The sequence below is a fragment of the Pseudomonas sp. B21-040 genome (assembly GCF_024748695.1).
In the GTDB taxonomy this organism is placed as follows: domain Bacteria; phylum Pseudomonadota; class Gammaproteobacteria; order Pseudomonadales; family Pseudomonadaceae; genus Aquipseudomonas.
In genome coordinates, this window is record NZ_CP087176.1 from 2,211,945 (window position 1) to 2,231,246 (window position 19,302).

A 19,302-nucleotide genomic window follows, 5' to 3' on the forward strand; every position below is an offset into this window, starting at 1 on the left:
CTCATTCTTCCACGCGAACTTCACGGAACATGCCCATTTCCATGTGGTACAGGAGATGGCAGTGATAGGCCCAGCGACCAAGCGCATCGGCGGTCACCCGGTAGCTGCGCCTGGAACCCGGTGGCATGTCGATCGTGTGTTTGCGCACCATGAACTGGCCGTTCTCGTCTTCCAGATCACTCCACATGCCGTGCAGGTGGATGGGGTGGGTCATCATCGTGTCGTTGACCAGCACTACCCGAACCCGCTCGCCGTACTTGAGGCGCAGCGGTTCGGCATCGGAAAATTTCACGCCGTTGAACGACCAGGCGAACTTCTCCATGTGGCCGGTGAGGTGCAGCTCAAGGGTGCGACCGGGCTCGCGGCCATCCGGGTCTTCGAAAGTGCTGCGCAGGTCGGAATAGGTGAGGACTCGTCGCCCGTTGTTGCGCAGGCCCAATCCCGGGTCGTCGAGTTTTGGCGACGTGGTCATGGCTTGCATGTCCACCAGCGGGTTGTCTTTTTCCGTGTCTGGATGAGATTGCATGCCCGGCATCGCCATGCTGCTGTGATCCATGCCCGCCATATCCCCCATGCTGCCGTGGTCCATCCCGCCCATGCCCATGTCATCCATGGTCACCAGCGGGCGAGGGTCCAGCGCAGGGATTGGTGCGGATAACCCGGCCTTCGCGGTCAGCGTGCCGCGCGCATAACCGCTGCGATCCATTGACTGGGCGAAGAGGGTGTAGGCCTCTTGTGTCGGCTCGATGATCACATCGAACGTCTCCGCCACCGCGATACGAAACTCGTCGACGCTCACCGGTTTGACGTGCAATCCATCTGCTGCCACCACGGTCATTTTCAGGCCGGGAATGCGCACGTCGAAGTAGGTCATGGCGGAACCGTTGATGAAGCGCAGGCGCAGCTTTTCACCAGGCCGGAACACACCGGTCCAGTTCATGTCCGGCGCCTGGCCGTTCATCAAATAGGTATAAGTGGCGCCGCTGACGTCGGCCAGGTCGGTGGGGTTCATCTTCATCTCGGCCCACATCTTTCGATCCGCGACCGTTGCGCCCCAACCTTTCTCGCCGACGTCGTGGATGAAATCCCCCACGGTGGGTTTGTTGTAGTTGTAGTAGTCGGACTGTTTTTTCAGCTTCTTCATCAGACCGGCCGCGTCTTCGTCGGTCCAGTCGGTCAGCATCACCACGTAATCGCGGTCGTACTGGAAGGGTTCCGGCTCTTTGGCGTCGATCACCAACGGGCCGTAGACGCCGGACTGTTCCTGAAGGCCAGAATGGCTGTGGTACCAGTAAGTACCGTTTTGCCGAACCTTGAATTGGTAGACGTACATTCCGCCGGGTTCGATGCCGTGGAAGCTCAACCCCGGCACGCCGTCCATGTTGGCCGGCAGCAAAATGCCGTGCCAGTGAATGGAGGTGTCGTCCTTGAGTGCGTTGCGCACCCGCAAGGTGACGGTGTCGCCTTCACGCCAGCGCAGCAACGGGCCGGGAATGCCGCCGTTGATGGTCATGGCGGTGCGCGGGTTGCCGGTGATGTTGACTGGAGTTTCGCCGATCAACAGGTCGAAATCGGTACCCGCCAGGACCTGAGTTTCGCCGGGGCTGGTGACCGCCCAGACAGGCGTGTGCCATAAACCGAGGCCGCCGAGCAACCCGCCGGCGGCCAGTCCCTTCACGAAGGTGCGTCTTGAAGTAGTGGAATGCATGCCGTTGTTCCCGGTCCGTCAACGTGTAGTTGACGCCGAGACTAACGAGCGCAGCCTTTCAGAAAACTGAGGCGGGGATTACAGATTTGACAGGTTCGCGGGATATTGCTGGCGATGCCTATCGATTATCGAGTGGGGCAATGAGGCGTATGCCCGTGGTTCTGGAGTCAAGTCTCACGACTGCTGAGCGTTTTTGAGATGAACCACGCATCTCCCCCACCGGCTTTAAGTGACACGGAGTAGTTCACGGCGTTCTAGGGCGATACATCATGATGTCAGCTCACTCCGGTCGAGGTGATGCATAGGTGTTAATTCGACATCTGCGCGATCAATTCATTTGCCGCTATCACGGCGACGCTCAACTGGCCTGTAGACATTGCTAGATAAAATGCTCCGCCTAAAGCGATAGCTTTACTCGCGATAGTAATGGCGTCTTTAATGTCTTCTATGGTCTGGGCGGCTTTTTTCATGCCTTTGGTGCATTTTTGTAGAGTTTCTATATCTTCGTGTGTAGCGCTCAACGCTAATAACGCGGATTGGGCGTTCAGGTCGCTGGAGAGGTTAAATAAAGTCCACTGTTTGTCCTCCAGATCTTTACGCTCATCGTCGGACAGAGTCTTCCAGTGGTCAAATCTGTAGTTTCCCAAGCCCGTAGATAAATCATGATATGCCCGGCTCAAAGCGAGAATATTTTCTGAAGATATAGTAATGCTCATTGTGAAGACCTCTATTTTTCAGTATAGGCTGCCTTAACCTGGTTAATGGCTGGTTTGACATCGCTAATAAAGGATCTGACCGATGCATAAACCTCATCGCCGGTAATATGTTCTGCATCTTTTTTTAATTTTGCATGTGTTGAGCCGATTTTTCTGATGCTGTCTGCCAAAGCAGTGGCGGCAGATTGTTTTTTCTCCAGATTCTCTCTCTCCTGCCATTTGCTTGTCGCAAAGGCGTCCCACGCTAAGGGGTGAGCATCACGCTCAACTATTTCTACTTTACGATAGCTGTCACTCCAAGCATCAATTTCTAGAGAAATTGCAAAGGAGTAATTTTGCTCAATGACTGATGCCAATGTGTCGGAAACCGAAACTACTGCATCGTTACTTTCTGATATGTATTTTACAATTTGCTTCTGTCGATAGGCGTTAGTCGTCGCTGATGCAATTTTTGCTGAAAGAGTTTTGATTGCGTCAACTTTTTCCGGAGAGGCGCCCTTGATTTTTTTTTAGTTCGGATGCGACTTCGTTAAGATTGTCGTCATAGCTAACGAGCTCGTCAGAGGCAAGAGCGCCGAGCGAGTCGCTATAAGCGGCCAGTACTTCTGCGATCTCGGAAATCGCATTTGAAGTGGCTCTTTCGCTTTGGCAATTGCTGGCATGGCTATAGGGTTTGTAATTGTTGGTCCTCATGCAGGAATCAAAGTAGTCTTGTGCAATTGGCCTGGTGCTTTCTACAGTTAATTTTGAATAGGAGGCGTAGTTTTTGACCGAGTCCAATGATACGCAGCCAGAAGTTAGCGATATGAGGGCAGGTAGTATTAACAAGCCTGTTTTCATAAGCGTACCTCCAAGTTGTATGCGCGCATAACAGCCCGTGACTTTAGGTTAAGTAAAGACCGGGTTGTTGACTGTGATCACCTTCTGTGACTTCTGTTCGTGATGGAAGCGTAGAACAAAAACGGCTTAAATGTGCTATCCGTCCTCATACGCTAGTACCGTTCGGTGTTTTCTTCCACGGAGTAGCCACAAATGTTTGTTTCTGCGTGAAGCACAGAATTAATTCTTGTGGGACCGATATCACTTTGTGTGATATCGGGGGGAGGGCGGTGATGAAAGGCTGCCCTTTGTTGTCAGCCTTTATTTGGCTTGAATGCCGAAGCAACCGTGCCGCTACCGCAATTGATATAAGAAGACGACTTCAACCAGCGCTGATCCGGATAGTAGGAGAACAACAGTTGCCCATCCTTCATCGAATCAATCAGCCGATGCGCAATCGCCGGCCGAACGGCCGGGCAACCGAGGCTTCTGCCAATCCGGCCATTCACACGGGCCAGCATCGGGCTGACATAGGGGGCGCCATGAATCACGATCGCCCGGTCGTACGCGTTGTCGTTGAAACCCGGCTCCAGGCCTTCCATGCGCAGCGAGTAGCCATTTTGGCCGACATAACTTGACTGTGTACGGTACAAGCCGAGACTGGTGGCGAAGCTTTCGTTTTGATTGGAGAAGTTAACGGCCATGTTCTCGCCGCTGTTTCGACCGTGTGCTACCAGTTCATGGAACAGCAGTTTGCGTTTTTTCAGGTCAAAGACCCACAAACGTTGTTCAGTCGAAGGCAAGGAATAGTCGATAATGGCGAGCCTTTGGACGGGGGCTCTGCCTTGAGCGATGCTGCATTTTGAAGCGCGGACGGCCAGGTCAATGACCTTGGCGTCGGCGCTCGGCGCTGCTTTGACGAGGGCGGCGGCAAGCGAATCGGCGTAGGCTGACGGTACGGACATTGCAGTCAGTAACAGGGCCGCGAATGGAAGGCCAAAACGTAGTAGCGCCATATAGATGTCTCATCATGTTAAGTTCGAGTCTAGCAGTGCATGGGAAGCTAGCGATTGAATGCGGGAGATTAAGGATTATCTATGGTGCAATTAACAAGGTTATTCGTCATAAGCCGCATACTTTTTATGGGCTTTCTGATAAGTGGTGCAGCGATTGCTGAAACTTCGCCGATTGAGTCGGCAATTGCGCCGAGCACCGTTATGGACGCCGCAGCGGACGACATCGTCGCTCAAACGATTCAGGCCTCGCTCGCCCCTCTGAAAACCGCCTTCCCGCCCTTGCTCACCTCAAAGCGCCATCGGCGGGTGGATGTCAGTCGTCTGGTGATGGATTTTTACACCCATCGCGCCTATCGCGCGGCGTGGACGAATGACAGCGATGTCGCGCAGTTGATCAAAAGCCTGAACGACACGCAGGCCGACGGCTTGAACCCGGCGGATTTCCATATCGATGAAATTGTCCGTACGCAGCCCTCAGTACAAACCTTGACGGTCACACCTGAGCAGCGGGCAGCGTTTGATATCGCCACCACCCACACCTTTATTGCTGCGCTGCTGCAATTGCGGCGCGGCAAAGTCGATCCGTCGCGGCTCGATAATCACTGGAATTTTGACGGCAATGGCGTCGATCCCCGTGAGGACGTCAATGCCTTCTTCATCGCACTCGACCATCACGACGTGGCGAGCGCTTTTGCCCAGGCGCCGCCGCAAGCAGCGGTCTACGTTGGTTTGCGCCAGGCGCTTGCGCAATTGCGCGGGATTCGGGACCGGGGCGGCTGGCCGAAAGTAGCTGTAGACCATTCGCTCAAACCCGGCATGGACGAACCTGCTGTCGCCCAACTGCGCGCGAGAATGGTCGCGGCAGGCTTTCTCGATCCGCGATTGATCCGCGGCACGAAGTACGACGGCGCCGTCACCGCAGCGGTGAAGAAGTATCAGACCGAGCAATACCTGGGTGCAGATGGCGTGGCGGGGGCGACGACGCTGGCGGCGCTGAATGTGCCCGTTGATGCGCGCATCGACCAGGTGCGGGTGAACCTGGAACGGGCGCGCTGGCTGCTTTATAAACTTCAGGGCACGTTCGTTATTGTCGATATCGCCGGCTACAAGGTGGCGATGTACCGCGATGGCAAGCCGATCTGGCGTTCCCGGGTACAGGTCGGTAAAGCGGCGCGCAATACACCGATTTTCCAGGCGCAGATCACCTACATCACGTTTAACCCGACCTGGACCGTGCCGCCTACGATCCTCAAGGAAGACGTGCTGCCAAAAATTCAGGCCAATCCCGGTTACCTGGCCGCCAACCGGATGCGAGTACTGGATCGCGAGGGCAATGTGCTCGACCCGTCTTCCGTCGACTGGAGCAACGCACGCGGGCTCACCCTGCGTCAGGACTCCGGGCCCGACAGCTCGTTGGGGCAGGTGGTAATCCGCTTCCCCAACGACTATGCGATTTACCTGCACGACACACCGCATCGCGAACTGTTTGCCAAAACGGTCCGGGCAACCAGTTCGGGCTGCATCCGCGTAGAGAACCCGCTGCAATTGGTGGAGCTGTTGTTCAACGATCCGGTTAAATGGAACAGCGCCGGCATTCAAAAACAACTGGCCAATGGCAAGACCGAGAACGTCATGCTTCCTGTGAAAGTGCCGGTGTTGTTGGCGTACTGGACGGTGGATCTGGAGAGTGACGGGCGGGTGGCGTTCAAGCCGGATGTGTATGGCTACGATGCGCCGGTGTTGCAGGCGCTGAACCGGCCTTCGCCAGTACCGGCGCTGGATTTGCGCGCGGCGACGGGGTCTGTGGTGGCGGTGAGGCCGGATCTGTAACCGCAAAGGGCAGGCTCAATGAACCGAGCCTGCCCGCTATAAATCCCTCGGGTTCAGAGCTCCAGCCCTTCCTGCACCACCGAGAGCAAGGTGTGCTCTGTCAGCGCTACCGCATCCTCCTGTTGACCGGATTGCTCAATCGTTTGCAGCCACCAATGCGTCTCGCCGTGCTCATCCACAGTGCGCAATAGTGCGAGCTCCTTGCCTTTGGAATGGATCTCTACCCGACCCGCGCCATCCGCGGTGAATCGTGCGACCGGGTCGAAAGTCAGCGAGTAGCGGTTGCCCTCGATCACCAGTTGGTCGATGGAATAGTCGAACGTTTCCCCAGTCGGATCGCTCTCGAATATGTGAACAGGATTGCGCCGCAAAACCAGGCCAACCTCCGTCAGCGGCAGCAGCCAATGCTCGATCTGGCGATACAGGTCGTAAACCTGGCCCGGCCAACTATCGATGATCTGATCTGCGTTGGTAGACCCTGTGTGTTTCAACTTCGCGGCGAGTTCGTCTGCCTTACTCATTTCGATTCCCTGTCGTGATGTAAGAGTAATCGTAGCTCCTACAACGTCATCCAGGTCTTGCCTTGGGTCATACCCGCGATACAAGCGTGACAATTCGTTTCCTGGTGAGCGCTCCGGTTTGCGCGACTGCCGACGCTCCACAGGACAATTGTTCCTCACTAAGGCGTAGACTAAGCTCACAAAAAATAAGGGTTTTTGGGTCTTCGCCCGCGCATGCCCTTACAGGACGAGTTTTTGCCTATCCCCATTCACGACCCGCATCACGCCCCCGGTGGCACGTTGAAACGGTTACCGCTGCTTAAAGCCGCGGTGCTGTTTATCGCGGCAGTGTGCCTGTGTCTTTGTGGTTTGCTGTACCTGCAACTACAGCAGTCGCAGCGCCACGACCTGGAAGTGGCGCAAGTGGCGTCGTCGAACCTGACCCGAGCCATGGCGCAGCAAGCTGAAGACACCTTCATGAAGGCCGATCTGGTGCTGACCAGTCTGGTGGACTGGATTCAGGTTGACGGCTATGGCCCTGCGCAACACTCGCGCTTGCAGAAAACCTTTGCCCGCAGGGTGCTGGCGCTGGACCAGTTGCACGGGATTTTCCTGTTCGACAAGCAGGGGCAGTGGGTGGTGACTTCGTTCGAGGACCTGCCTCGGGGCGCTGGAGTGGCCGATCGGGACTACTTCAAGTTTCACCAGCAGAATGTGTCCTCGGTTGCGCACATCGGGCCGGCCATCCGCAGTCGGGAGAATGGCGAGTGGATCCTTCCGGTTTCCAGGCGCATCAATGACAAAAACGGCAACTTCCAAGGGGTATTGCTGGCCGGGATCAAGATGGCGTACTTCGATCAGTTCTTCAAAAGCTTCAGCCTCGATGACCAGGGGTCGATGTTTTTGGCGCTGACCGATGGAACGCTGCTGGCGCGACGGCCGTTTGTGGAGTCGCAGATCAATACGTCATTGGCCCAGGGGGACATTTTCCGGAACCTGCTGCCCAACGCGCCCGCCGGCAACGCGATGATCAGTTCGATGGTGGATGGCATCGTTCGATTGCATGGTTATCGTCAGCTGGAGGGTTATCCACTGGTGGTTTCTGCGGCTTCTTCGCGGGACTCGGTTTTGCAGGGCTGGTACGACACGGCGTTTCAATCCAGCGTCATCGTGGCGTTGGTGATCCTTGGGGTGGGGCTGTTTGGCTGGGTGTTCATCCATCAAGTGCGCGATAGCGAGCGGATCGAGGCCGATTTGCGCAAAGCGCAAGAAGCCCTGGAGCTGATCGCCACCCATGACAGCCTGACCGGGCTGGCCAATCGTCGATTGTTCGAGCGAGCGCTGGACATCGAGTTCGCGCGCGGTGCCAGGCAGTTGAGTTCATTGAGCCTGGTCATGCTCGACATCGATTTCTTCAAACGTTACAACGACGCTTACGGCCATGTCGCCGGCGATCATTGCCTGGCCGAAGTGGCGCGAGCGCTGAAGAGTTGCTGTCATCGCAAAGCTGATCTGGCGGTGCGCTATGGCGGTGAAGAGTTCGCGGTGTTGTTACCCAATACCGATATCCACGGCGCGCTCGCGATTGCCGAACAAATCCGCCGCAGCGTCATGGACAAGAACATCACTCACAGCGGCTCACCCACCGGCTATGTGACGGTCAGTCTTGGCTGTTACGCGTTCATACCGTCAGGGCGCGACAGCATCGAAGTGTTCATCGAGCGTGCCGATGCAGCGCTGTATCAAGCCAAGCATTCGGGGCGCAATCGTTCTGCGGTGTTGTCCATGGAAGGGGGCGTGGAGGCGCTGATGCGCTCGGATCGTTGAGCCGTTCAGTGCTGTTGTTTGAGCCTTGCAACACCCGACAACCGGTCGTCCGCCTGTCAGTTCTTCCTGAATCGATCGTCTAGAGTTCCGTTAGCCCTGCCGAACCCGGCAGCGTTCCCCATAGCACGGACGATCGCCTAGATGTTGATTACTCAAGCATTGACAGCCGTTGCTCTAACCCTTGCGGCCGCCGCCGTTTTTCCACTGGCCAGCCAGGCTCAAACCAAAGTCACCCCTGAAGAAGCACATGCCATCGGCGTTGAGGCCTACCTGTATTTTTATCCGCTATTGACCATGGACATCACCCGCAAGCAGTTCACCAATATCGAACCCGGCAAGGAGTTTGGTAAAGGCCCGATGAACATGTTTGTGAGTGTGCCGCAGTATCCTCCCGCAAGTTTCAAAGGGGTGGTGCGGGCGAACTTCGATACGTTGTATTCCATCGCCTGGCTCGATTTGACCAAGGAGCCGCTGGTGATTTCCGCGCCGGACACCGCGGGGCGTTTTTATCTGTTGCCGATGCTCGACATGTGGAGCGACGTCTTCGCTTCGCCCGGCTGGCGCACTACCGGCACACAGGCCAGTCAGTTTCTGGTGACACCACCGGGCTGGACGGGAACGGTACCTGCCGGATTGAGTCATTTGCCAGCGCCGACGCCTTTCGTCTGGATCATCGGCCGGACCAAGACCGACGGGGAAGCCGACTACGCGGCAGTGCACAGTATTCAGGCGGGCTATACCGTGACGCCGTTGTCGCAGCTGGGTAAAAAAGCTGAACCGGTCACCGTGAAAGTCGACCCGGCGGTGGACATGAAAACGCCGCCGAAGATTCAGGTCGATACGCTGTCGGCGGCAAAATACTTTGCCTACGCCGCCGAATTGCTCAAAGTGCATCCGCCTCACCTCACCGATCAGCCGATCCTGGCGCAGATGCAACGCATCGGTATCGAGGTGGGTAAATCGTTCAACATCGAGACACTGGACCCGGCCGTGAAAGCCGCATTGCAGACCGTGCCTGAAGAAGCGCAAACACTGATGAAGTGGAAGGTTGAAACGCTTGCTCGGGTGGTCAACGGCTGGTCGATGAACACCGACACCATGGGGGTCTACGGCAATTACTACCTTAAACGCGCGATCGTGGCGCAGGTCGGGTTGGGGGCGAACTTGCCCGAGGATGCGATTTATCCGCTGAACATGGGGGACGACAAGGGCAAGCCGCTCGATGGGGCCAACAAGTACGTCCTGCATTTTGATAAAGCTGAAGTACCGCCGGTGAACGCTTTCTGGTCGATCACGTTGTACGATCCGGAAGGATTCCAGGTGGGTAATACGCTAAACCGTTTTGCAGTCAGCAGCTGGATGCCGTTCAAGACTAACGCCGATGGTTCCCTGGACATCTATTTCCAGAACGAAAGCCCCGGCAAAGACCTTGAGGCCAACTGGCTTCCCGCCCCCAAAGGCCCGTTTAACCTGACCATGCGCCTGTACGGCCCAAAACCCGAGGCATTGAACGGCAAATGGAACCCGCCAGCCGTCAAACGACTGTGATGGACTTATAGCGAAAGCAGACCATGAAGTGCTTCATGGCTTGCTTTTATTCGTCCAGCTGCCTGTTCCGCCTCCCGCACCACCGGTTCCGCCGCCAGCCGCCCCGGTGCCGCCGCCTGCGCCAGAGCCCGAGCCGCTGGCCCCGCCATTAGTACCGGTGCCGCTAACCGAGCCTGAGTTGTTGCCGGCCGAAGGCGCGCTGCGGGTGTAGTCGGGGGACAGGGTTGATCCGCGGGCGCCGCCGGGCCGTGTGTCCGCCGGATGGGGGCTGTCGTAGGGCGCTGCAAACGAGGCCGTCGCTGCGACGCATAACAACCCGGTCAGTAAGAGTGAAGTGAGTTTTGTGGTCATCATGGTCCGTCTCCCCAAGGTGAGTCGTTACCTGATGTTGGTCCGAAGGCGGGTCGATGGGTACCGGTTGGATGACGAGCGGTCGGTGGTCGCTATTCAATGTGGGAGCACTATCGAAGGCTGTATTCGGTCATTTTCTGTTCCAGATTGCTGCGCACCGACGGCCACTCATCATCAATGATGCTGAACCGCACCGAGTTGCGCTTGCGACCGTCCGGCATGATCCGTTCGTGGCGCACGATACCTTCCTGTTGCGCACCCAGCCGCAAAATGGCGTGACGTGATTTCTGGTTGTTTTCGTCGGTGGTGAACTGCACCCGTACACAGTCCAGCACGTCGAACGCATGGCGCAGCATCAGGTATTTGGCTTCGGTGTTGACGAAGGTTTTCTGCCAACGGGCGCTGATCCAGCTGCTGCCGATTTCCAGCTTGCGGTTGAGGCGGTCGATTTTCCAGAAGCGCGTTGAGCCGATCACTTCGCCGGTTTCGTTGAGCACGATGACGAAAGGCAGGACGGTGCCGGCATCTCGACCATCGAGCGCCTTTTTCAGGTAGCCATCAATGGTGGTGGGCGAGGGCACGACGGTAACTGTCAGGTTCCATAATTCGCCGTCCTGCGCGGCATTGAGCAGGGGGGTGGCATCACTCAGTTGCAGGGGACGCAGGCTGATTCGGTGACCTTCCAGGGTGTCCATGTTCGAGGCTGTCTCGGAAAAGAATCGCAGAGGGCATTACAAGGGAGCCGCCGTCGATTGGCAAGTCCCGCTGCGACACCTTTAATCGACCGCCGGGTGTGCGAGGGCAACTGTTGCCACGCACTCCGGTCAGAACTGGATACCGCCAATCCGTAGCGAGTGTCCGACCATGAAAAACCTGAAAATCGCCACGTTCAATGTCAACGGCCTGCGCGCACGTCTTCCCAATTTACGGGTATGGCTGGAACGGGAAAAACCGGACATTGCCTGTTTGCAGGAACTGAAATCGGTGGACGCAGCCTTTCCTGCCGCCGAGCTTGAGGCGGCCGGATACGGTGCCATCTGGCAGGGTCAATCTTCATGGAACGGGGTGGCGATTCTGGCGCGAGATGCGCAACCGTTGGAGAGTCGGCGCGGTTTGCCAGGCGATGACACCGATACCCACAGTCGCTATCTGGAAGCGGCGGTGCATGGTGTGCTGGTGGGGTGCCTGTACTTGCCCAACGGCAACCCGCAACCGGGGCCGAAATTCGACTACAAACTGGCGTGGTTTGAGCGGCTGATCGCCTATGCGAAGGAACTGCAAGGCAGTGAACACCCGGTGGTGCTGGCCGGTGACTACAACGTGGTACCCACCGATCTGGACATCTACAACACTCGGTCCTGGCTCAAGGATGCGCTGCTGCAACCGCAAAGCCGCGAGTGTTATCAACGTTTACTGGATCAGGGCTGGACGGATTCCCTGCGACATCTGTATCCGCAGGACCGGCTCTACACCTTCTGGGATTATTTCCGGCAGCACTGGCAGACAAACTCCGGGCTGCGCATCGATCACCTGTTGCTGAACCCGGTGCTGAGTCCTTATTTGCAAGAGGCCGGTGTCGACGCCTGGGTGCGCAACGAGCCGCATGCCAGTGACCATGCGCCGACATGGATTCGTGTGAGTTCGCGCAAGTAACATTGATTTCGGCGGGGATAGTGATTGGCGAAATCAATTGTCAGTCGAAGCGCTTTATCCCTTATACATGGCGGCCATCGGCGGAGCGATCCGCGGCCCCATGCATAAGGACTGAGCAATGAGCGAGCCACGCCTGACCCACCTTGAGTTGTATTTGCAGCGCCTGGGCTTCGATGCGCCCCCGGCACCCACCCTGGAAACCCTGCGCCAGTTGCAGTTGCGCCACACCGGTGCCTTCGCATTTGAAAACCTCACCACATTGTCGGGCGAACCGGTGCGGATAGACCTGCCGTCCATTGAACAGAAAGTCCTGTTCGACGGTCGCGGTGGCTACTGTTATGAGCTCAACCATGTATTCCTGGCTTTGCTTCAGGAGCTGGGCTTCGACGCCCGTGGCATCACCGGACGGGTTGTGATGGGGCAGCCCGAAGGCGCGTGGACCGCTCGCACTCACCGTTTGAGCCTGGTCACTCTGGACGGTGTGCGCTACATCACCGACGTCGGCTTTGGCGGCATGGTCCCCACGGCACCACTGATGCTCGACACCGAAGCCGGGCAACCCACCCCTCATGAGCCGTATCGCATTGAACAACATGCGGATGGCTACACCTTGCGCGCCAACGTCGGCGGCGAGTGGCGGGCGATGTACATCTTCGACCTGCAGCGCCAGGAAGACATCGATTACACCCTCGGCAACTGGTACGTCTCGACCCATCCCGAGTCTTCGTTTGCCAAACAACTGATGGTTGCCCGGACCGGGGAGGGCTGGCGCCGTACGCTCAACAACGGCAACTTTGCAATACATCGGATCGGTCACGAGAGTGAGCGGCGCCAAGTGACGGATGTGGATGAGCTGATCGAGCTGCTGGGCAGCGAGTTCGGAATTCTGGTACCTGAGAGCGCCCGGTTGAGGCAGGTGATCGAGCGTTTGATCGCGCCGAAGGAAGAGGTCTGACCGAGCCTGCGCAAGGCAGATCTGCCGATCTGCCTTGCGCACTAATGCTGATCTTGACTTGCCTTCAGGATCCTATCCCCTATGGCCGAATCCCCGGCTCCATCACACGACGGATTTCGTTAAGGGCCTCTGCGAGTTTCTGTTCGAGGCTCTTGAGGTCGGTGGCCGTTACGCCTTTTTTGAGTTGGCCGGCAGTGGCGCCGCTGGGTTGATCGACCTTCGCGCCTTGTCCTTTATCGCTGAGCAAGCTCTGGCGCAACGTGTTGTTGATGACTGTTTGATAACCAAATCCTTCGTTCTCCGCGAGCGAGCGAGCCGCCTCGATGACGGCATCATCCAGCATGATGGTAATGCGGGTCTTGCCTTTGCTGGAGGCAACGGCCCCGCGCTTGGCGTTACTGAAGTCGTATTCGTCTTTCATGGTCATGCATCCCTGTAGTGGCGACGCTCGTTTTTGGTGGCGACGCGTGCGGAAATAATTCGAACGAAATTCGGTTCGCGCCACGTGTAGGCAACCACCAGTAAACGACCTTTGGCATCCTGCCCCATGATGATCCAGCGCTGTTCGTCGTGATCGTGGTCTTGCAGCGTCAGGGCCCGCTCGTCATCGAACACCGGTTCGGTTTCCGCCAGGCTGATGCCACTATGCTTGAGTTTGTTGGCCGCGTTCTTTGCCTTGTCATACTGAATGTCGAATGGCTTCATTATGCATACTTTATATGTATAAAAAAGAGGGCATCCGTGCCGGCGGTCGCCATGAACGAAAAAGATTAGCGGCAGAAGGGGCGAGTACCTGGAGGGATGTATTTCAAGGTTTTTTGTGCGATCAGGTTCGTCACTCGACGAGCAAAATGGACACCTGTCCATAATCTGACCGATAAGTTGTATACAACTATATAGACATTTGTCCTGTGTCTTGAATACAGTGTGCGCACAACAAAAACCAGGGAACCCCCCAACCATGAAAACGCCCCATGTTTCACACCAACGGCCCGAGGATGAAAATCTCGGGATCGGCGCGAATATGGCTTACGGCCTGCAACATGTTCTGACCATGTACGGAGGCATCGTCGCGGTGCCTTTGATCATCGGTCAGGCGGCCGGACTCTCGCCGGCGGACATCGGTTTGTTGATTGCAGCTTCATTGTTTGCGGGGGGCTTGGCGACATTATTGCAAACCCTCGGTTTACCGTTCTTTGGTTGTCAGTTGCCGCTGGTACAGGGCGTGTCGTTCTCGGGTGTCGCGACCATGGTGGCGATAGTCAGCAGTGGCGGGGAGGGCGGATTCCAGTCGATTCTCGGGGCGGTGATTGCCGCGTCGTTGATTGGTTTGCTGATCACGCCGGTGTTTTCGCGCATCACCAAGTTCTTCCCGCCGCTGGTCACGGGTATTGTGATCACGACCATCGGCCTGACGTTGATGCCGGTGGCTGCGCGTTGGGCCATGGGCGGCAATAGTCACGCGCCGGACTTCGGTAGCGTGGCGAACATTGGCCTGGCGGCGGTGACGCTGGTGCTGGTGTTGCTGCTAAGCAAGATCGGTAGCGCGACCATCTCCCGATTGTCGATTCTGCTGGCGATGGTCATCGGCACGGTCATCGCGGTGTTCCTCGGCATGGCGGACTTTTCGTCCGTCACCCAAGGTCCGATGTTCGGCTTCCCGACGCCGTTTCATTTCGGCATGCCGACCTTCCACTTCGCCGCCATCCTGTCGATGTGCATCGTGGTCATGGTGACCTTGGTGGAAACCTCGGCGGACATCCTCGCCGTCGGTGAAATCATTGGCACCAAAGTCGACTCCAAACGCCTGGGCAACGGTCTGCGCGCCGACATGCTGTCGAGCATGATTGCGCCGATCTTCGGTTCGTTCACCCAAAGTGCCTTCGCCCAGAACGTCGGGCTGGTGGCGGTGACCGGGATCAAGAGCCGCTACGTGGTCGCCACGGGTGGTTTGTTCCTGGTGATTCTCGGCTTGCTGCCGTTCATGGGCCGGGTCATCGCCGCTGTGCCGACGTCTGTTCTGGGTGGTGCCGGTATCGTGCTGTTCGGTACGGTGGCGGCCAGTGGTATCCGGACGCTGTCCAAGGTCGATTACCGCAACAACGTCAACCTGATCATCGTCGCTACCTCTATCGGTTTCGGCATGATCCCCATTGCTGCACCAAACTTCTACGACCATTTTCCTAGCTGGTTCGCGACCATCTTCCACTCGGGCATCAGCTCGTCGGCGATCATGGCCATCGTGTTGAACCTGACATTCAACCACCTCACGGCGGGTAACTCGGATCAGCAGTCGGTGTTCGCGGCCGGTACTGAGCGCGTGTTGCGTTATCAGGACCTGGCGGCGTTGCGCGAAGGGGATTATTTCAGCGAAGGCAAACTGCATGACTGCGACGGAAAAGAAATCCCGGTGGTGGAAACCGACCATGGGCATGGAGAGCCGCGAGCGCTGCATGCGAAAAGCAGTGAGCATGTCTGACAACATTCAAGGCATGGAAATATAAAAAAGGCGTCCTTCGCAGACTGTGTGAAAACCTAGCAATCTGCGCAAAGCTCAAAGAAAATGCTCCGTATCGAAAGATACGGAGCATTTTTCGTTATGGCTTACATCCAAGGTGAGTCCCGTAGCCAGACCAGTCTGTTCCCGGTCTCGCTGGAAGAACTGATCCCCGAGGATCATCTCGTTCGGGTTATTGACCTGTACGTCGCCAAGCTGGATCTGGTGCAACTGGGCTTTGATAAAGCGCTGCCCAAAAGCACAGGTCGTCCTTCTTATGATCCTGCCGATCAGCTCAAGCTCTACCTCTATGGCTATTTTCAGCGGATTCGCTCATCGCGGCGTCTCGAAGCCGAGTGCCAGCGCAACATCGAAGTGATGTGGCTGATCAACCGGCTTAAGCCCGACTTCAAGACCATCGCCGACTTTCGCAAAAACAACAAATCCGCCTTTGTGGCGACGTGCGGTGCCTTCGTCCGGTTTTGCCGCATGGCCGGTCTGATCGCAGGAGACTTGGTGGCCATCGACGGCAGCAAGTTTCAGGCAGTCGCTTCCTCGCGGCGCCATATGAACCTCAAGCAACTCAAGCGTCAGGAAGAAAAACTGGATAAGCGCATCGCTCAGTATCTGGCCGAACTGGATGAGGCTGACAGGCTCGATGCGGGAGAGGTGATTGATCGCGGCGCGATCAAAACAGCACTGGTGCAGCTTAAAGTTCGCCAGCAGGACAATCAGAGCTGCCAAGCGCTGATGAACTCGATGGGCCTGGAGCAGTTCAACACCCACGAAAGCGATGCCCGAATGATGCGCACGCCCAAGGGGCCGCGTGTGTCCTATAACGTGCAGAGCGCCGTGGATGCCAAGCATTGCCTGATTCTGCATCATGAGGTTACCCAGGATGGCGACGACCGCAAGCAACTCGAACCAATGGCTAAAGCCGCCAAAGAACAGCTGGAACAAGATGCCCTGACCGTGACTGCCGATGCCGGCTACTCCAACGGCCAGCAGTTTCAGGCCTGCGAGGAGGCTGCGATTACCGTTTATGTGCCGCCCAACCGCTCGGTCAATCCTGGTGGTGAGGACTTTTTTGAGCGCAAAGACTTTATCTACGAAGCCGAACACGATCGTTATCAGTGCCCGGCAGGCAAGTGGTTAACGCTCAAACAGCGCCACAAGGGCGATCGGATCTATCAGGCAGATGTCAGCGACTGCGCCGCCTGCCCGCTCAAATCCCAATGCACTGGCGCTCAGCGCCGCTACGTCTCACGCCACGCCCATGAAGAAGCCTTTGAGCGAATGGAGCAACGAATGCTGGCCCATCCGCAGATGATGGCCAACCGAAGATCCATTGTTGAGCACCCCTTCGGCAACCTGAAGCAATGGCTGTTTGGCAATGCTCGCTTCCTGTTGCGTCAACTGGAGGGCGCGAGAGCGGAAATGGCCTTGGCAGTGAGTGCCTACAACCTAAAACGCGCAATTAGTGTGCTCGGGGCCCGCCAATTGATGGCGTTAATGGGCTGAAAGGCTTTTTTCGCCTGTCGCCCGCACCAAAACAAACGCCCCGAACAAGTCGGGGCGTTTGTTGGGCCGGCCTTCAGCGCGTTTTCACACAGTCTGTTCGGGACGCCTTTTTTATTGGCTGAATGTGTGGCTTGGGACAAGTCTGTTGAGATACCACGCTCGACCGCATGCGTCGGCAACGACTGTCGTCAAATGTTAAGCCGCTGACGTCAAATGAAAAGCGGTCGACTTTGGCGTGACGATACTGGTTTCGCACCGAAGTCCAACCGTGAAGCGAAACCCTTTAAAAAAACATCGAGCCCGAGGCCTGCGTGCCTTGGCCGGGCTGACAGTTGCATCTCAGTAAAACAATTATAGAGAGCACCGAATGAAGTTCAGTTTTATAGATAACAGCAAGCCGAGCCGCCGACGCGTTCTGCGCGATGCCTTCACCCTCGCTTTGGCGGCTTCTCCGTTGGCGAGCCTGGCCAGGGCAGCCGACGAAACCAAGGCCGACGAGACCGCCGAAGAAGTGACCTTTGCCGCCGGCCCCCGGCCACTGGTGCAGTATCCGCAAAAACGCCCGTTGACCTTGGTGACCACACGCCCGCCGCACCTTGAAACGCCGTTTCCGGTCTTCAACGAAGGGCCCATCACGCCCAATGACGCGTTTTTCGTGCGTTACCACTTGGCCAATTTCCCTACCAGCATTGATCCAGACAGCTACCGCTTGACGATCAAGGGCTCGGTCAACACGCCGCTGTCACTTTCCCTGGCAGAGCTCAAGGCCCTTGCCGAGCCGGTAGAAGTGGTGGCCGTCAATCAGTGCTCAGGTAACAGCCGCGGCTTCTCGATGCCCCGCGTGTTTGGTGCTCAGTTGGGCAATGGTTCGATGGGGAATGCGCGCTGGGTGGGGGTGCCGCTCAAGGCGGTACTGGAAAAGGCGGGTGTGACAGCCGATGCCAGGCAAGTGACCTTCCGTGGGCTCGATAAGCCCGTGCTGCCAAGTACGCCGGAGTTCATCAAGGCGCTGGACATCAGCCATGCCATGGACGGCGAGCCCATGATTGCCTGGTCGATGAATGGCACCGATCTGCCATTCCTCAACGGTTACCCGATACGTCTGGTCGTACCCGGTTATTTCGGCACCTACTGGGTCAAGCACCTCAGTGAGATTGAAGTCGTCGACCATACCTATGAAGGTTTCTTCATGGCGAAAGGTTACCGCCTGCCGGACAACGATTGCTTCTGCATTGCCCCGGGCACCACAGCGGCAAAAACCCTGCCGATTTCCAAGTTGGCGGTGCGCAGTTTCATCACCAACGTTAAACATGGCGATGTGTTGCCGCTGAAAAAAAGCGTGGTGCTCAAGGGTATTGCGTTCGACGGCGGTGTTGGCGTCAACAAGGTGGAAATCTCGATCGACGGAGGAAAAGTCTGGCGCGAAGCCGCGCTTGGGCAGGACCTTGGCCGTTTCTCCTTCCGTGAGTGGACGCTGCCGATCACCTTTACCAGCGCGGGTGCCACCCAGTTGATGGTGCGAGCCAGTAACAGTGCGGGCGAAACACAGCCGCTGCAGGCCGACTGGAACCCGGCTGGCTACCGCCGCCACGTCGTAGAAACCAGCCACGTGACTGTCGCCTGAGGGGCTCGCATGAAACGCATGAAATACATGATGATTTTGCTCTGTGCGGCTCAGGTTTGTTTGGCTGGCTGGGCTAACGCAGCGCCACTATCGATCACCTTGCCGCCCGAAACGGCTGTGCTCAAACCCAGTGCGCTGCCTGGCTATCCGTTGGCCCAGCAGAAATGCTCCATCTGCCATTCGGCCGATTACATCAACTTCCAGCCTCCGGGCATGACGCTGGCGCAGTGGACCGCTGAGGCGGGCAAGATGCAGCACGTGTACGGGGCTCCGATCAGCGATCAGGATGTGAGCACTATCGGCGTCTACCTGGCGGTGACCTACGGGAGTGCCCAAACGAGCGATGCCGATGTGCAGGCTGCTTTGAATCCATCCGCGGGGCCGCCCCCGGCGGCGCCAGCAGCAAAAGTCGATGCCATGGCGTTGCTCCAGAGCAACGGTTGCCTGGCTTGCCACTCGATCGATCAAAAAGTCGTAGGGCCGGCCTATCATGCTGTAGCTGCCAAGTACGCCGGTGACCCGCAGGCACTGGTCAAGGTGGCATCCAGCATCCAGCACGGCGGTACCGGCAAATGGGGGAATATCCCGATGCCACCGTTCGCACAGATAAGCCCGGACAATCTGCAAACCCTGGCAACGTTCATACTGCAGCAGTAGGCTCGGTAGCCAGAAACGAAAAAACCCGCCAAATGGCGGGTTTTTTCGGAGCTTCAGAGATTTTGAAAACCTTCCCTGAA

19 protein-coding genes are annotated in these 19,302 nt (G+C 57.1%); 9 read left to right on the forward strand and 10 right to left on the reverse strand.

What is annotated here, in order from left to right:
- Nucleotide 1: 1 nt before the first annotated feature.
- The 5 genes from LOY55_RS10035 to LOY55_RS10055 all read right to left on the reverse strand — a co-directional run bounded on the left by LOY55_RS10035 (nt 2) and on the right by LOY55_RS10055 (nt 4,259).
- Complete coding sequence (locus LOY55_RS10035; RefSeq protein WP_223523330.1) at nt 2–1,708, reverse strand: copper resistance system multicopper oxidase; 1,707 nt, start codon at nt 1,706–1,708, stop codon at nt 2–4.
- Nucleotides 1,709–2,016: 308 nt separating this feature from the next.
- Nucleotides 2,017–2,424: a hypothetical protein gene (locus LOY55_RS10040; protein WP_109785899.1), complete on the reverse strand. Its 408-nt coding sequence runs from the start codon at nt 2,422–2,424 to the stop codon at nt 2,017–2,019.
- Between the two features lie 11 nt (nt 2,425–2,435).
- A complete protein-coding gene (locus LOY55_RS10045) occupies nt 2,436–2,780 on the reverse strand; it encodes a hypothetical protein (protein ID WP_258667968.1) in 345 nt (114 codons plus the stop codon).
- A 118-nt stretch (nt 2,781–2,898) separates the two neighbouring features.
- The gene (locus tag LOY55_RS10050) at nt 2,899–3,264 is read right to left on the reverse strand and encodes a hypothetical protein (protein ID WP_258667969.1); all 366 of its coding nucleotides are present in this window, start codon (nt 3,262–3,264) and stop codon (nt 2,899–2,901) included.
- A gap of 293 nt (nt 3,265–3,557) precedes the next feature.
- Nucleotides 3,558–4,259 carry a murein L,D-transpeptidase catalytic domain family protein gene (locus tag LOY55_RS10055; protein ID WP_109785897.1) on the reverse strand — a complete coding sequence of 234 codons (702 nt, stop codon included), beginning with the start codon at nt 4,257–4,259 and terminating at the stop codon, nt 3,558–3,560.
- Nucleotides 4,260–4,340: 81 nt separating this feature from the next.
- Here LOY55_RS10055 and LOY55_RS10060 point away from each other — a divergent pair, with 81 nt between their 5' ends.
- On the forward strand, nt 4,341–6,089 hold the full coding sequence (locus tag LOY55_RS10060) for a murein L,D-transpeptidase (RefSeq protein WP_223523326.1): 1,749 nt from the start codon (nt 4,341–4,343) through the stop codon (nt 6,087–6,089).
- A gap of 53 nt (nt 6,090–6,142) precedes the next feature.
- On the opposite strand, the gene LOY55_RS10065 is transcribed toward LOY55_RS10060, so the two are convergent.
- Complete coding sequence (locus LOY55_RS10065; RefSeq protein WP_223523324.1) at nt 6,143–6,610, reverse strand: hypothetical protein; 468 nt, start codon at nt 6,608–6,610, stop codon at nt 6,143–6,145.
- Between the two features lie 234 nt (nt 6,611–6,844).
- Here LOY55_RS10065 and LOY55_RS10070 point away from each other — a divergent pair, with 234 nt between their 5' ends.
- Together LOY55_RS10070 and LOY55_RS10075 are read left to right on the forward strand one after the other, a co-directional pair.
- Nucleotides 6,845–8,416 (forward strand): GGDEF domain-containing protein, encoded by a 1,572-nt coding sequence (locus LOY55_RS10070; RefSeq protein WP_223523322.1) that lies wholly within the window; start codon nt 6,845–6,847, stop codon nt 8,414–8,416.
- 141 nt (nt 8,417–8,557) lie between these two features.
- Entirely contained in the window at nt 8,558–9,964 is a 1,407-nt protein-coding gene (locus LOY55_RS10075) for a DUF1254 domain-containing protein (RefSeq protein ID WP_223523321.1), read from the forward strand.
- 33 nt (nt 9,965–9,997) lie between these two features.
- Here LOY55_RS10075 and LOY55_RS10080 read toward each other — a convergent pair whose 3' ends face one another.
- A complete protein-coding gene (locus LOY55_RS10080; RefSeq protein ID WP_223523320.1) occupies nt 9,998–10,318 on the reverse strand; it encodes a hypothetical protein in 321 nt (106 codons plus the stop codon).
- 107 nt (nt 10,319–10,425) lie between these two features.
- Nucleotides 10,426–11,010, reverse strand: a complete 585-nt coding sequence (locus tag LOY55_RS10085) for a GNAT family N-acetyltransferase (protein WP_223523318.1) — start codon at nt 11,008–11,010, stop codon at nt 10,426–10,428.
- A gap of 169 nt (nt 11,011–11,179) precedes the next feature.
- Here LOY55_RS10085 and xth point away from each other — a divergent pair, with 169 nt between their 5' ends.
- Nucleotides 11,180–11,968 carry an exodeoxyribonuclease III gene (gene xth, locus LOY55_RS10090; RefSeq protein ID WP_109785891.1) on the forward strand — a complete coding sequence of 263 codons (789 nt, stop codon included), beginning with the start codon at nt 11,180–11,182 and terminating at the stop codon, nt 11,966–11,968.
- 118 nt (nt 11,969–12,086) lie between these two features.
- On the forward strand, nt 12,087–12,923 hold the full coding sequence (locus LOY55_RS10095; protein ID WP_223523316.1) for an arylamine N-acetyltransferase: 837 nt from the start codon (nt 12,087–12,089) through the stop codon (nt 12,921–12,923).
- A gap of 79 nt (nt 12,924–13,002) precedes the next feature.
- On the opposite strand, the gene LOY55_RS10100 is transcribed toward LOY55_RS10095, so the two are convergent.
- Together LOY55_RS10100 and LOY55_RS10105 are read right to left on the reverse strand one after the other, a co-directional pair.
- On the reverse strand, nt 13,003–13,344 hold the full coding sequence (locus LOY55_RS10100; protein ID WP_223523314.1) for a BrnA antitoxin family protein: 342 nt from the start codon (nt 13,342–13,344) through the stop codon (nt 13,003–13,005).
- Nucleotides 13,345–13,346: 2 nt separating this feature from the next.
- The gene (locus tag LOY55_RS10105) at nt 13,347–13,628 is read right to left on the reverse strand and encodes a BrnT family toxin (protein WP_223523312.1); all 282 of its coding nucleotides are present in this window, start codon (nt 13,626–13,628) and stop codon (nt 13,347–13,349) included.
- 256 nt (nt 13,629–13,884) lie between these two features.
- Between LOY55_RS10105 and LOY55_RS10110 the strand changes: the two genes are divergently transcribed.
- The 4 genes from LOY55_RS10110 (at nt 13,885) to LOY55_RS10125 (ending at nt 19,222) form a co-directional block, all read left to right on the forward strand.
- A complete protein-coding gene (locus tag LOY55_RS10110) occupies nt 13,885–15,402 on the forward strand; it encodes a nucleobase:cation symporter-2 family protein (RefSeq protein WP_077430551.1) in 1,518 nt (505 codons plus the stop codon).
- 120 nt (nt 15,403–15,522) lie between these two features.
- Nucleotides 15,523–16,941: an IS1182 family transposase gene (locus tag LOY55_RS10115; RefSeq protein WP_223525272.1), complete on the forward strand. Its 1,419-nt coding sequence runs from the start codon at nt 15,523–15,525 to the stop codon at nt 16,939–16,941.
- 367 nt (nt 16,942–17,308) lie between these two features.
- Nucleotides 17,309–18,565, forward strand: a complete 1,257-nt coding sequence (locus LOY55_RS10120; RefSeq protein ID WP_223524007.1) for a molybdopterin-dependent oxidoreductase — start codon at nt 17,309–17,311, stop codon at nt 18,563–18,565.
- A gap of 9 nt (nt 18,566–18,574) precedes the next feature.
- The gene (locus tag LOY55_RS10125) at nt 18,575–19,222 is read left to right on the forward strand and encodes a c-type cytochrome (RefSeq protein ID WP_223524010.1); all 648 of its coding nucleotides are present in this window, start codon (nt 18,575–18,577) and stop codon (nt 19,220–19,222) included.
- Nucleotides 19,223–19,302: the final 80 nt, after the last annotated feature.